Source organism: Affinirhizobium helianthi, from assembly GCF_042680945.1.
GTDB lineage: Bacteria > Pseudomonadota > Alphaproteobacteria > Rhizobiales > Rhizobiaceae > Neorhizobium > Neorhizobium helianthi.
This window is the reverse complement of sequence record NZ_JBHUEQ010000015.1, coordinates 45802-59427: the sequence shown is the minus strand read 5'-3', so window position 1 is coordinate 59427 and position 13626 is coordinate 45802. Positions and strand designations below refer to the sequence as shown.

12 protein-coding genes are annotated in these 13626 nt (G+C 57.5%); 5 read left to right on the top strand and 7 right to left on the bottom strand.

Features of this window, described 5'->3' with window-relative positions; all coding sequences use genetic code 11:
- Positions 1-294: 294 nt before the first annotated feature.
- Positions 295-1959, bottom strand: a complete 1665-nt coding sequence (locus ACFSE1_RS07930; RefSeq protein WP_377398960.1) for a sulfatase-like hydrolase/transferase — start codon at positions 1957-1959, stop codon at positions 295-297.
- Between the two features lie 82 nt (positions 1960-2041).
- Between ACFSE1_RS07930 and ACFSE1_RS07925 the strand changes: the two genes are divergently transcribed.
- On the top strand, positions 2042-2941 hold the full coding sequence (locus tag ACFSE1_RS07925) for a lysylphosphatidylglycerol synthase transmembrane domain-containing protein (RefSeq protein ID WP_377398957.1): 900 nt from the start codon (positions 2042-2044) through the stop codon (positions 2939-2941).
- A 4-nt stretch (positions 2942-2945) separates the two neighbouring features.
- Here the strand turns inward: ACFSE1_RS07925 and ACFSE1_RS07920 are convergent, their stop codons facing one another.
- Both ACFSE1_RS07920 and ribA read right to left on the bottom strand, forming a co-directional pair.
- Positions 2946-3719 carry a CDP-alcohol phosphatidyltransferase family protein gene (locus ACFSE1_RS07920; protein ID WP_377398954.1) on the bottom strand — a complete coding sequence of 258 codons (774 nt, stop codon included), beginning with the start codon at positions 3717-3719 and terminating at the stop codon, positions 2946-2948.
- An 11-nt stretch (positions 3720-3730) separates the two neighbouring features.
- Positions 3731-4837 (bottom strand): GTP cyclohydrolase II RibA, encoded by a 1107-nt coding sequence (ribA, locus tag ACFSE1_RS07915; RefSeq protein WP_377398951.1) that lies wholly within the window; start codon positions 4835-4837, stop codon positions 3731-3733.
- A gap of 321 nt (positions 4838-5158) precedes the next feature.
- Here ribA and ACFSE1_RS07910 point away from each other — a divergent pair, with 321 nt between their 5' ends.
- The 4 genes from ACFSE1_RS07910 to ACFSE1_RS07895 are packed head-to-tail and all read left to right on the top strand — an operon-like array spanning position 5159 to position 8265.
- A complete protein-coding gene (locus ACFSE1_RS07910) occupies positions 5159-6052 on the top strand; it encodes a zinc-dependent alcohol dehydrogenase (protein WP_377398948.1) in 894 nt (297 codons plus the stop codon).
- The gene (locus ACFSE1_RS07905; protein ID WP_377398945.1) at positions 6039-6437 is read left to right on the top strand and encodes a 6-pyruvoyl trahydropterin synthase family protein; all 399 of its coding nucleotides are present in this window, start codon (positions 6039-6041) and stop codon (positions 6435-6437) included. The genes ACFSE1_RS07910 and ACFSE1_RS07905 overlap by 14 nt, the downstream gene beginning before the upstream one ends.
- On the top strand, positions 6434-7477 hold the full coding sequence (locus ACFSE1_RS07900) for a glycosyltransferase family 4 protein (protein ID WP_377398942.1): 1044 nt from the start codon (positions 6434-6436) through the stop codon (positions 7475-7477). The genes ACFSE1_RS07905 and ACFSE1_RS07900 overlap by 4 nt, the downstream gene beginning before the upstream one ends.
- Complete coding sequence (locus ACFSE1_RS07895) at positions 7474-8265, top strand: methyltransferase domain-containing protein (protein ID WP_377398939.1); 792 nt, start codon at positions 7474-7476, stop codon at positions 8263-8265. The genes ACFSE1_RS07900 and ACFSE1_RS07895 overlap by 4 nt, the downstream gene beginning before the upstream one ends.
- Here ACFSE1_RS07895 and ACFSE1_RS07890 read toward each other — a convergent pair.
- The 4 genes from ACFSE1_RS07890 to rbbA form a co-directional block, all read right to left on the bottom strand.
- On the bottom strand, positions 8197-9030 hold the full coding sequence (locus ACFSE1_RS07890) for a RibD family protein (RefSeq protein WP_377398936.1): 834 nt from the start codon (positions 9028-9030) through the stop codon (positions 8197-8199). The two genes, ACFSE1_RS07895 and ACFSE1_RS07890, sit on opposite strands and share 69 nt — an antisense overlap.
- A gap of 17 nt (positions 9031-9047) precedes the next feature.
- Positions 9048-9560: a cytochrome b gene (locus ACFSE1_RS07885; protein ID WP_377398932.1), complete on the bottom strand. Its 513-nt coding sequence runs from the start codon at positions 9558-9560 to the stop codon at positions 9048-9050.
- A gap of 176 nt (positions 9561-9736) precedes the next feature.
- Positions 9737-10849 (bottom strand): ABC transporter permease, encoded by a 1113-nt coding sequence (locus ACFSE1_RS07880; protein WP_377399760.1) that lies wholly within the window; start codon positions 10847-10849, stop codon positions 9737-9739.
- Positions 10846-13623 carry a ribosome-associated ATPase/putative transporter RbbA gene (gene rbbA / locus ACFSE1_RS07875; protein ID WP_377398929.1) on the bottom strand — a complete coding sequence of 926 codons (2778 nt, stop codon included), beginning with the start codon at positions 13621-13623 and terminating at the stop codon, positions 10846-10848. The genes ACFSE1_RS07880 and rbbA overlap by 4 nt, the downstream gene beginning before the upstream one ends.
- Positions 13624-13626: the final 3 nt, after the last annotated feature.

Below are 13626 nucleotides of genomic sequence, written 5' to 3'. Positions count from 1 at the left end.
AAAATATTAGAGTGCGCAGGGCGTGAATTCGGTGTCAGCTGCGTAAAACGAAAAAATTATAAAGTATAAATCAGAGATAGCACTGTGTTTAACCCAGAGCGCGTTTGAAAATATCCGATAAACACTCTGCTTCATTTGATTTCGTGCAAGGAATCGCAGCGTTCCATTCAATGCTAATCCGTGTTCGAATTTCAGGTCGCACATCTTGTAGCAAGAAGCAGTTTCACTGCGTTTCTCTTAAAGAGAAGAATACAATCTTAAGTGTTTAACGAGGGGAGGGCGGGATCCGGCGAATCATCCATCCGTTTGAGGCGATGGGAGTTCCGATGCCGTCTTCGGACGAGACAGTATCTCAACCATAAGGTTGCGGAACCGATCCATCGGAATCGAGCCTTCCCTGTTGGACACAAGGCCAGGCTCGAAGCCGGATTGTTGAAACCCGGCAATGACATTGGCCTTCTGAGATAGGATGAAGAGCGGTACATCCCGCGAGGCATTCGGGCCAGTAATGATGGCTGCGGGCTGATGGTCTCCAACAACGATGAAGAGGCTGTTTTTGCCGTACTTCTGGATGTAAGCGCCGACCGCCTCAAGGCTGTAGTCGATGGTGCGAATGTAGTGATCGCGCACTTTCTCGGGATCTTTCCACAGCTCGGCAGGCGGTTCGCCTGCTGCGGCCTGATCGTCAAAGATCGTGCCGTCGCCGATCTGGCTCCAGTCGACCATGCGGGCTACGGGCGTCCATGGCGCATGGCTGGAGATTAGGGCTGTCTCAATCATGGCCGGTGGGCGAGGAGCAGGGGCGCGGATCAACCGTTCAATGGCGGAAAGGGTGAACTGGTCCGGCATGGTCACCCAGTTAAAAGGCTTGCCTTGGTAGCCAAGATCCTTTGCGGCGAAAATAGCATCATAGCCGAAATATCGGCTTTCCGGCCAATCCATGGTGATGGCGGGCATGGCTGCGAATGTCATCCAGCCGGCGTCCCGGAAAAGACGGTTGAGACTTGCTCTGTCGCTGCGGATCAGCCGGTCGTAGCGAGCCTGACTGTCGACCCAGAGACCGGAAAGCAGAGTGCCATGTGCAAGCCAGCTAAGGCCGCCCACGGTTGGCGAACGAAGCCATGTACTGGCTGCGTGAAAACCGGCGGATTGAAGCTCCTCCTGCAATCGGCTGAAGCGCGGCTGTATCAGCGGAGCATATCGCGGGTCCTGCACGGCACTTCGTCCCAGCGATTCGATGAAGATGATGAAAACATCCTGGCCCTGGATCGCCTTGAACAGGTCTTTCCTGCTGCTTGCCGGATCGTCTGATGCGAGTTCAGCCTCGAAACGTCGCATATCCTTCATCGAATGGACGACCAGGCGGCCGCGCTCCACAAGAGAGGGTATGGCCGTTGCTTCGACACGCCAGGGGTGCTCCCAACCGAAGTGGTTCTGGGCAAACAAGGACAGCGCGGTACAGACAGCGGTGGCCACATTCGCAGCGACAAGCCTGTTGCGCAGTTGCTGCTGCATTTTTGTCGCGAAACCGGCCGAATAGAAGAAAAGCCACATGATGGCGCAAAGGATGATCATCACGCCGGCGATCAGCAGTGATGCGCTGACCGTTCCGATGCTGCCAGACAGCACATTCCATCCATCCGGGATCATTTTTCCATCGAGATATGGATTGAAAGGGCGCTGAAAAGCCGCTTGTGTTCCGATATCGGCCAACTTCAAAAGCAGAATCAGCCCTGCGCTGGCGGTCAGGAGCAGGGTGAAGCCCCTGCGGATCGCTCCCGTGGTAAGCGTTAGCAACAGCACGATGATCGGAAGCTCAAGAGGCAGGCGCAAAAACGCCTCTGGGGTGATAGCGTCTGGATGAGCTGGCAGATCAAGGAGAAGCCAGAGCAATATCACAAACAGGGTGATGCGCGCCTGTGGGCGAAAAGAACGATTGTAATCGAAGGATTTTACCATTGACGCAGTCCGGTCTAAAAATTTCTTCGTAGTCTTTGCGGAAGATCAGTGGCAAAGCTCGCGTTGCGAGGGAAGGTCTGTTTTGAGCATAGCACGCTTCGCAGGAACCGTTGTGGCGCTGGTCGCGCTGTTTTTCCTTGTTCGCCATCTGGATCTATCTGCTCTTTGGCACTCCCTTTCCAGGATCTCATGGGCGGATATCCTGTTGGGGCTACTCATCGTGCAGTGTCAAATCATTCTGTCGGCGCTGCGCTGGCGCTTCACGGCGGCGCGCCTTGGGCTGCCATTGGGCTGGCTGCAGGCCGTGCGGGAATATTATGTCGCCACCGCTTTCAACCAATTGTTGCCCGGCGGCGTGGCAGGAGATGCCATGCGGGCCTACCGCGTCAGTGATGCCAAGGAAGGAGGCTTTCGGCGCTCCGGGCTTGCTGTCATCATGGAACGGGCGTCCGGTCAGGTCAGCCTCCTGATGTTTGCCATTCTCGGCTTTGTTCTCTGGCCGGAATGGTGGCTTGGCTTCGACCGTGCACTGCTGACGGTTCTCATTGTTATGGGCGTCGCCACAGTTCTCATTGTTCTTTCGCCTGTTCTTTTGAAGCGATTGGAGGCCTGGCGAAATCCACTTATGGCGGTTTTCTGGAATCATGGCGGTTTCTTCATTCAGATGGGCTTCAGCCTGGCCATTACGGCGTCCTATGTGGCTCTCTTCATGGTGTGCGCGGAAGCTGTCGGAGCCCCCCTCAATCTCATCAAGGCCTTGATGATCGTGCCGCTGACCCTGCTTTCCATGGTCATACCGAGCGGCTTTGGCGGATGGGGCACCAGAGAGGCAACGGCGGCTGCTCTGTGGCCACTTGCGGGCCTTGCCAGCGCTCAGGGGGTAGCTACAAGCATCGTCTATGGCGCTCTCGCACTCGCAGGTGCCGCACCGGGCCTCATCTTCGTGTTCATGAACCGCAAGAGAAGCAAGGTCTCCGGCTGATGTGTCATGCCTTGAGCTGAAAGCGTATGTCGACGGCAAAAGAATAGGTCAGCGATACCAGCGCCAGAAGACAGATCCAGCCGGAAAGGGGCTCCTGAACGACCGGGGTGACCACAAGGCAAAGAGAGACCACCTGGATAACACAGACAAGCTTGCGTCGGTGCGAGGGGGGGAGGTCTCGCCGAAGCGCTACTACATAGTGCTGGGCAACGAAATAGAGGTATCTCATCCCTCCGATTGCCAGAACCCATATTCCGGCCTTGCCCAAAGCGAGAGCCGCCATGGCCAGCACCATGATGAGCAGAGCATCCACTTCCATGTCGAAGCGCGCGCCTAGCTCCGATTGCTGGCGGAATTTTCGGGCGAGGTATCCGTCAACCCCATCCAGCGCCAGCGCGAACAGGACTGCGCCGCAAATGGCCCAGACCAATCCGTCGGACTGGGCATTGCCAAACCCTTCCGAAAGAAGGACCGTTGCCCCCACCAGGCTGACAAAGCCAGCCCTGAGAGATGTCACGAGGTTGGCATAGCCGAAACTTGCGTGATGGTGACGAGGCAGACCATAGATCACCAACCCATAAATCACGGCAAGCAAACCGCCCGCGGCAAAGGGAACGTGGTTTTCGAGCGGGAGCTTGACAGCTGCGATCGACCAGATGCCGATAGAAAGGACATAGACCAGCCCCATGACCTTCAGCGCATTGCGCAGAAGAACGGCCGGAATCTGGTCGCCATTCGAGGGGAAGGGGGGTGCCGCATCGCTTTCGGCCAAAGACATGGTCTGATTCCTTATTCCGCCGCCACAAGGCTATCGAGTTCGAGCATGTGGCCTGCCCGGATGGTCTTTGTCCGAAGATAATTCTCGTTCTCTACCGTCACACGGCCAAGAACAGGCGTTCGCGACTGGACACCGATACCACCTTTGCGAAGCGCTGCAATCTTGGTCGGATTGTTGGTAAAGACGACCACATTGTTTATGCCCAGCAGACCCAGCATGGCAACAGCGGCTTCATAACGGCGATGATCTGCGGAAAGGCCAAGCTCGGCGTCCGCGTCAATGGTGTCGAGACCGCGGTGCTGAAAGCCATAAGCCCGCATCTTCGCCCCGATCCCCGTGCCGCGGCCTTCCTGATCCAGATAGAGCAGGATGCCGCCACCGGCCTGAGCCAGAAGATCCAGACCATTGCGCAACTGGTCACCGCAATCGCATTTCAGAGAACCGTATAGATCGCCGGTAATACAGGAGGAATGGATGCGGATCGGCATGGGCTTGGAAAAATCGGGCTGCCCAACAATGATGGCCACCTGATCCTTCTGCGCCAGACCGCCGCGGAACACCACGAACTCTGCCATCCCGTGATCCTTCAGGGGCACCGGGGTTCGCGCCACCTGCTGAAACGTTTGCCGCGCTGTGCCGCCTCCGTTCAGGACGGAGGCATCCAGCGAAATGCAGCCGGAAAAGCGCTCGTCTTTTGCATCGATAGGAGTACACACCATAGCGGGCAGGAGGAGGGCTGTGATGGCCAATTCCGCAGAGCGCTCCATCAAAAGGCTCGCTTTGGCAAAGCGGGAGGGGCGATCCGCATCAAGGGCATAAGCCAGGCGCGAGGCTTGTTCGAAGCCCGTTCCCGTCAGGGGCACGCAAACCGGACCATTGGTCTTCAGTCCCAACCGCGCGGCCCTTTCCTGCGTCAGGTACAGCACATGCTGTTGCGCGCTTACAGCGGCGAACTGGTCGAACGTGTCCGGAGCAAGAGCATCGAGCGCGCTCACTGCAATTGCGCTTTCACCCTCTGTCAGCACCACAGGTCTGCCATAGCGAAGCTCGGACACGGCACGCTCGATTTCAATCGCTGGGTTCACGGCAAGACGTGCAAAGGGACTGTCGATGGACATGCTCTGGTCTCCTGTCAAATTCCGGATCGTCCGGTTCAGCGAAATGTCATTAAACGTTCTTACGACGTGGGTTGTTCAATGGATTTGCGGAAGGAGCTTCAATAAAAAATGAAACGGTGCGGCCTTTAAAATATTGAAAATGCCCTAATTTGTCAGCGCTCACCCAATAAGGACATTTCTTTGAAAGCAGATGATCTTTCCCGACCCGCAGATCCAGTCTCTCATGACCATGCGCGCAGTCTGTGGTGCGAAGCCCCTGATACCGTGACGTTTCGGCATGAGGTCCTCAAGGGGCCCGGGCCGCAGGACGCGCTTGTTCGAATGCTCTTTTCCGGGATCAGCCGTGGCACCGAAGCGACCGTGTTGCAGGGATTGGTGCCAGAGAGCGAGCATCAGCGCATGCGCTGTCCACACATGGGTGGCGATTTTCCCTTTCCGGTCAAATATGGCTATTGCGCAGTTGGAGTGGTGGAGCACGGCCCAGCCGATCTTGTGAACCAAACGGTCTTCTGCCTGCACCCTCATCAGGATCGTTTCATCGTCCCCTCCAGTGACCTCATTCCATTGCCTGTCGATTTGCCACCAGAGCGAGCAATCCTGACTGCGAACATGGAAACGGCGCTGAACATTGTGTGGGATGCTGCGATCCTGCCGGGCGAACGCGTGGCCATTTTTGGCGCCGGCGTTGTCGGAACTCTGGTCGCCTATCTCCTGTCCCGGATCGTAGGTGTCGAAGCGCTGCTGGTTGATCCGGATCTGGAACGGGCAAGCCTCGCCTCCGGCCTCGGCATCACATTTGCCTCACCCACTGGCCTCAAAGGCGAATTCGATTGCATCATCAACGCGTCAGGCGCGTCGGCAGCTCTTTCGCAAGCCATTGATCTGGCGGGGTTTGAAGCCAGAATTGTTGAGGCAAGCTGGTATGGGCAGCGGCAAGTAACCTTAAGTCTTGGCGGGGCCTTTCATTCACGGCGTCTATCACTCGTCAGCTCGCAGGTCGGCCATGTCGCTGGAAAACAGCGCCCGCGATGGAGCTATCGGCGCCGATTGGAAAAAGCCATGCAGCTCCTATGTGATCCCAAACTGGAGACACTCATTTCCGGTGAGACTTTATTCGCCTATCTCGACAATGATTATGCGCGTATTCTGAATACAACCTCCACGCTATGTCATCGCGTGCGCTACGAGAAAGAGAAGCTTGATGTTTGCTGTTGAAGTCCGGGATCATATCATGATTGCCCATAGCCTGCCTCGCCCTGTTTTCGGCCCTGCCCAAGGCATGCATGGAGCAACCTTCGTGGTCGATGCGGCTTTCTTCACCCGCGAGCTGGATGAGGATGGACTGGCAATCGACATCGGCCTCGCGACAACAGCGCTTTCGGAGGCGCTGAAGCCGCTGAACTACCAGAACCTGGATGAGCTTGAGCAGTTCAAGGGCAAAGTGACGACGACGGAGTTTCTGGCCAAGCACATCTTCGACGTGCTTGCAGAGGGTGTCGCCAAGGGAGAGCTGGGTTCAGGCGGGAAGCGCATCTGTCGCCTGCGCGTTCTCCTTCATGAGAGCCACGCGGCCCGCGGATGGTACGAGGCGGATCTATGACAAACACTATGATCTTTGCCTTCCCTGGCGATCTAGCCACCAATTCTGGCGGCTATGCCTATGACAGGCACGTCCTTTTCGAGATGGGCAAGCTTGGGTGGTCGGTAAGCCCATTGCCGTTGGGGGCCGGTTTTCCCTTTCCCACGGCCACAACGCAGCTGGACGCCGAGCGCCTTTTGTCCTCTTTGCCGGATGATACTCTGGTCCTGATCGATGGGCTGGCTTTCGGCGTTCTGCACGAATGGGCAGAGCGCGAAGAGAAAAGGCTGAAGATTATTGCGCTCGTGCATCATCCGCTGGCCCTTGAAACGGGCCTTGAACCGGCGGACAGGCTGCGCCTTGAAGTGAGCGAGAGGCTCGCCCTGAAGGCTGCCCGCCATGTGATCGTCACCTCGCCTGCCACCGCGCGGACACTGGAAGGCAGCTACGAAGTGCCGAGCGAAAGGATCACGGTTGCGGTACCTGGCACGGAACCTGCGACCCGCGTGCCCTCACGCGACGAGGTGCCGCATATCGTGTCTGTCGGCAGCCTGATCCGCCGCAAGGGGCACGATGTTCTGCTGCATGCCCTCGATCGGTTGAGAGATCTTTCCTGGCGGGCGACGATTGCCGGGAGTGAAACGCTCGACCCCGCGACAGCGACACAAATCAGAGCGCTTGTGAAGGATCTGGCGCTTCAGGATCGCGTGGCTATGACCGGCGAATTGGCCGATGTCCGGGAATTGATGGCCACCGCCGACATCTTCGCCCTTGCAAGCCGTTACGAGGGTTACGGCATGGTCTTTGCGGAAGCACTCGCGCATGGGCTGCCCATTGTGGCGTGCAGGGCGGGAGCGGTTCCTGAAGTCGTGGCGCATGATGCCGGGATACTGGTGGAGGTGGATGATGTGGAGGCCTTTGCCGACGCACTCCGGCGCCTTATCTTAGATCACGATCTTCGTCAGCAGTTCGGTCATGCAGCCGCGGAGGCTGGCGCAAGACTTCCAGGCTGGGGTGACACGGCTCGAATTATTTCACAGAAATTGAGGGATGTTGCATGAGTGGCTTTGACCTGTCCTGGCTTGCGCTGAGAGAGCCAGCGGATGCAGCTGCCCGCGACAGGCAGATTGTCCGCCAGGTTGCCGAGCTTCTCGATGCGGACGTTTCCCCGCCCGTCATCGTCGACATAGGCTGTGGAACCGGCTCCACCTACCGCGCCCTCTCGCCGGTGCTGTCTCGTTCGGCGAAATGGAGGCTCGTGGACCACGACGAAAACCTGCTTGCCACCGCACGGCAACTGGTTAATCAAAGTGAGGTTGAATTCCTGTCGCTGGATCTGCGTGATCTTTCGGCACTGCCACTCAAGGATGCCTCTCTTGTGACGGCGTCCGCCTTTTTCGACCTCGCTTCCGCCAGTTTCTGCGAGCGTCTAGCCCAGGACGTTGCGAGCAATGGTGCCGTGTTTTACGCCGCTCTCAACTACAACGGTCTTTTTGAATTCGCCACAGCCCATTCGCTGGATGAGGCCGTCATCCGGGACTTCAACGCCCATCAGTGTGGGGACAAGGGGTTTGGCCCGGCCCTTGGACCGCAGGCAAGCGGTCATCTCGAGGGGGCGTTCAGGTCTTTGGGATATGACACTCTGTCCGCGCAAAGTCCCTGGGTGCTGGGTACGGGTGAGGCGGAGCTTCAGGCCGCCCTTTTGAAGGGCATGGTGGACCCGGTGCGAGAGATCGGCCGGATAGAGGCGGCGGAATTGCAGCAGTGGCTGGACTTCCGCCTAGCCCATCTCAGCGGTAGCGAGAGCTGTGTTGTCGGACACACTGATCTTCTTGCCTGGCCGTCCTGAGGGCGCTTCTTTTTCGCCCAGGCGACAATCGAACAGGATATCGCTCCCAAGGCTGAACACTTCGGTCAGGGGGCGATGCGCCTCGGACAGCATGCGGATAGGCGGGAGAGAAATGCCCGATGGCCCCGATCCGATAATGAGTGGCGCGATACAGACATGGAGATGGTCGACAAGACCCTGATCCAGAAAACGGGCAATCGTACGCGCTCCACCCTCGACCAGGATCTTGTGCAGGCCCCTATCGGTTAGAGCCTCCAGAATTTCGTGCGGGCACAGTCCATGATCGTGACGATGCAACTGTATCACGTCAGCGGGAAGCGGTTTTCGTGGGGCCTTGTCCGATCTGACCACGATCACCGGCGCGCCGCCATCGTGGAAAAGCCCTTCGTCACCAGCCAATTCGCCATGGCAGTCGATCACCACCCGCACCGGGCTGCGGCCTTCGACTTCCCGCACGGAAAGGCGTGGATTGTCTGCCTTCACGGTGCCAACGCCGACAATGACCGCATCCATCAAAGCCCTGCATCGATGAAGATGCGCAAGTCCGTCCGGCCCGGATATGTCCCTTGCATCGCCAAAGGGGGTTGCCACTCGACCATCCAGCGATTGACCAACTTGCGCCAGCACCATCGGCCCATCTGTCGATGCCAGAGCGCCATAAAGGGCATAGGCGGGATCGCTCGCGGCACGCCTCGGATCAAAATTCTGACCGCGCATCCCCAGCAATTGAGACCACGTTGTGTCTTTCATTTGGACACGGCGCATAAGGGACCCTTCTCCTCTCACAGCATTCGATAGAGAATATTGTCGCGTTTGATCAGGTGGTGAAACAATACGCCAGCCATATGCAACGCAAACAGGCCCAAAAGGATCCATGCCACCCATTCATGGACTGCCGAAAAGACGGGAGCAACCTCCGGATCTTTGCCGACCGGGCTCCAGATCGGCACCAAGCCAAACAGTTGCAGGGGAAAGCCGTGGGCATTCGTTGCCAGAAATCCTGAAACTGGCATGAGGATCAAAGCGCCATAGAGAAGCAAGTGAACCGTTCGAGCAATCGCACCTTCCAAGCCGGTCTCTGGCGCTGGTTGCTTTGAAAAGGAGCGTACCAATGCTCTCATCAGCATGAACCAGAAGACCATAAAGCCGAAGGACTCATGCAGAAGGTAGAAATCAAGCTTGACGCTTTGATCGACGAACTTGATCAGATAGCCGAGCGGCCAGACAAGGAGAACCAGTAGGCCAACAATCCAATGCAGCGCCCGCAAAGGGGCGGAGTATTTTGCCTGCTCCATTTTCACTCTCCCAACCTCTTGAGGGCATCTTTGGCGCTTACGCATATTGCCTGCAAGTGGATTGAGGCCGAAAGCCGGATCACGCGAACGCGATGACGTGTTATACGCAATTGGGTGACTGGAACAGATGGTGGAAGAGCAAACGATAGAGAGCCCAGCCCCGGCGCGGCAGGTGGTTACCGCAGGAACCGCCTGAAACGTAGAAGCGCAAGATAGAAGAGCACGATAGCAATAACAAAAAGGGCTAAAAGCTGGGGCCATACAGCGCTGAGGGGAGCCCCCCGGAACAGGACAGCCTGTGCAAGGATGACGAAATGCGTGTTCGGCGCCAGTAGCATGATGTTCTGGATGATATCCGGCATGCTCTCGCGCGGGGTCATGGCACCGGACAAAACCTGTAGCGGGAGCAGCACGAGGATCAGCAGAATTCCGAATTGCGGCATTGAGCCCGCCACCGTTGCGAGGAAAATGCCCATGGAGGTTGTGGCGAACAGGAAGAGCGCGGTTCCACCTAGAAAAATCACGGTCGACCCCTGGATTGGAACCTGTAACAGCCCCTCGACCACGACAAACAGTGCAAAGCTGGCCGCGACGAGAACGACAAGGCCCATCGACCAGATCTTGGCCAGCATGATCTCCGTCGGCGTTACCGGCATGACGAGAAGATGTTCGACCGTGCCATGTTCTCGCTCGCGAATGAGCGCCGCGCCGGTGAGGATGATGGAGAGCATGGTAACCGAGGTAATGATGTTGGTGATCGAGCCGAACCAGGATTTGTTGAGCGAGGGATTGAAGCGTGACCTTAGAACAAGATCGACCGGTAGCTGACTGACCTCACGATTGCGCGTGAGATATTCGCTGACCTCACTGTTCAGGATCAACTGGATATAGCTGTTGCCGCTGAAGGCCTGGCTCATCCTCGTTGCGTCGATGTTAAGCTGGATGGTCGGATTCTTGTTGGCTAGAAGGTCTCGCTGAAAATTCGGAGGAATATCGAGCGCGAAGGTATCGAGCCCTGCATCCATCCGCTCGTCCATTTCAGTGATCGTGATCAGGTTCGGTGTTACGAAATAGGGTGGCCGGAAGGCGGAATCGATGCGCTGGGACAGGGGAGACTGATCTTCGTCCACAATGGCGATCGGTGCATTGTTCAGTGTTTCGGGCAGAGCATGCGTGCCCGTGTAGATTTGCAGGCTGAACGCATAGACAATCAGGAGCACCAGCATGGGATCGCGCAACAGGCCGCGTAGCTCCTTGATGCCGAGATTGAAGATGTTGCGCATCATCAGCGGTCCTGCTTTCTGAGAAGAACCACGCCCAGGCCCGCAAGGATCGGCACCGCGGCAATGAGGGGAAGGAAGGATAATCCGATGCCGGAAAAATCAAGCGCCTTGGAGAAAGTGCCGCGCGATATCGCCATGAAGTAGGTGGTTGGGTAAATGTTGCCGATAAAGGCGCCGAAGCCCCTGAGCGACGAAACCGGATCCGTCAGACCGGAATATTGCGTTGCCGGGATCAGCGTCAGCAGTGCGGTTCCAAACACCGCCGCAATCTGGCTGGACATGAAGGTGGACATCAAAATGCCGAGAGATGTGGCAATGATCACATAAAGAAACGCGGCGGTGGTGTAGGTCACAAGGCTTCCGGTGAAGGGCACCTTGAAGACGAATATGGCGAAGGCGACCATGCCGATGAAATTCAGCAGCCCTAGGAGAATGTAGGGAATCTGCTTGCCGAACAGGAATTCCGACCGCGTGACCGGCGTGACATAGAGGTTGACGATGGAACCCAGTTCCTTTTCCCGAACGACGCTCAATGCGGCGAGCATGGCTGGGATCACCATCAGGAGCAGCGGGATGACGGCGGGCACCATGGCGACAAGGCTTTTGACATCGGGATTGTAGCGGAAACGGGTTTCGATGGTGAACGATCCCTGCGCGGCTACAGCCCCGTAGATCTCACGTGCCTTCCGTTTCAGCCAGCTGCTGTGCATGCCCTGCACATAACCTTGCACCGTTTCGGCCCGCTGGGGCATCGCACCGTCAATCCACGCGCCGATCTCGACATGATCGCCCCGGGCGACATCGCGGCCGAAGCCCGGCGGTATTTCGATTGCAAGGCTCAGTTCGCCGCTGCGCATGCGCCGGTCCAGATCGGCATAGTCGCGGATCGGCTCTTTCTCGATGAAATAGCGGGAACCGGCGATATCAAGCACATAGTCGCGGCTTGTAGCGCTCTGGTCCCGGTCCAGAACGGCAAAGGTCAGATCCTCTACATCCATGTTGATGCCATAGCCGATGACAAACATCAAAATGACGCTGCCAAGCACGGCCAAAGTGGCGCGAACGGGATCCCGTTTCAGTTCAAGCGTTTCTCGGCGCGTATAGCTGAACATCCGGCGCGGATCGAAGAAGCGCCGCCTGTTGGGTGCGTCAGATGGAACCGGTGAGGAAGCACTGCTCACGATCAGCGGTGCTGGTTTGGTCTTTGTGCTGTCCGGCTCTATTCCGGATGCCGTTTCCAGATAGGCAATGAATGCCTCCTCCAGGGTCTGCGCATTCCGGCTTTTGGTGATGCCAGCGGGCGTATCGCTTACCAGCACTTTCCCGGCATGCATGAGGGAGATCCTGTCGCAGCGCTCTGCCTCGTTCATGAAATGGGTAGAGATAAAAATAGTGACATTCTGATGCCGAGAAAGGCCGATCAGAATTTCCCAGAAGGCATCTCGCGCCACGGGATCCACGCCGGACGTCGGCTCGTCCAGGATCAACACATCCGGCGCATGGATCATTGCCACTGCAAGAGACAGCCTTTGTCTTATGCCGAGCGGCAGGCCCTCCGGTAAGTAATCCATCACATCCGTCAGGCCAAATTGCGTCGCCATCTCCTCACAGCGCGCTGGAATGCGATCTGGCGGCAATCTGAACAGGCGGGCATGCAGCTCCAGGTTTTGCCGAACGGTGAGTTCCGAATACAGCGAAAAAGCCTGGCTCATATAGCCCACTCGCTGCCGGATCTCGATATCGTTGGCATCGACCTTCCGACCGAATAGCTTCGCCTCGCCCTCGCTTGCGGGCAAAAGCCCGGTCAGCATTTTCATCGTTGTGGATTTTCCGCAGCCGTTGGAGCCGAGAAAGCCGAAGATTTCGCCCCGTGAAATACGAAAGCTCACATTGTCCACGGCCGTGAAATCGCCGAAGCGCATGCTGAGATGGCTGGCTTCGATGGCAAGGTCTTCATCGCGGCCCTGGCGAGGCGGGATCACAATCTCGTGGTGCTCCTTGCGGTCCTCTTCCGGCAGGAGTGCGATGAAGGCCGCGTCGAGATCGGCTGTGCCGGTGCGTTGAAGCAGTTCTGCGGGCGTGCCGGTCGCCAGCACGCGTCCGGCATTCATGGCCACCAGCCAGTCGAAGCTTGCGGCTTCTTCCATATAGGCGGTGGCAACAAGGACGCTCATGCCGGGGCGGCCTGAGCGAATGGTATCGATCAGCTGCCAGAACTGCCGCCGCGACAGCGGATCGACGCCGGTGGTCGGCTCGTCGAGGATCAGCAAATCCGGATCATGGATCAATGCGCAGCAGAGGCCGAGCTTCTGCTTCATGCCGCCGGACAGTTTATTGGCCGGACGATCTGCAAAGGGTGCCAGACCCGTACCCTGCATGAGAGCTTCAATCCGTTGCTCGCGCTCCTGGCGGTCCTGTCCGAACAGGCGTGCGAAAAAGTCGATATTCTCGAAGACGGACAGTGTGGGGTAAAGGTTCTTGCCCAGCCCCTGCGGCATATAGGCGATTCTTGGGCAGATGGTTTCGCGATGCACCCTGTCCGACATGCGGCCGCCGAACACGCTTACCTCTCCGCTCTGGAGGGATCTTGCGCCTGCAATGAGCGAAAGCAGACTGGATTTGCCAACGCCATCGGGGCCAATGAGTCCGATCATCCGCCCCGAAGGAATATCGAGGGACAGCTCCTGCAAAGCGGTTGTCCTGCCGAACCGAAGAGAAACCTCCTTGATCAGCACCACCGCATCCGCTTGCTCGGTCGATTTCCTTTCGGAGCTTTCCATGTG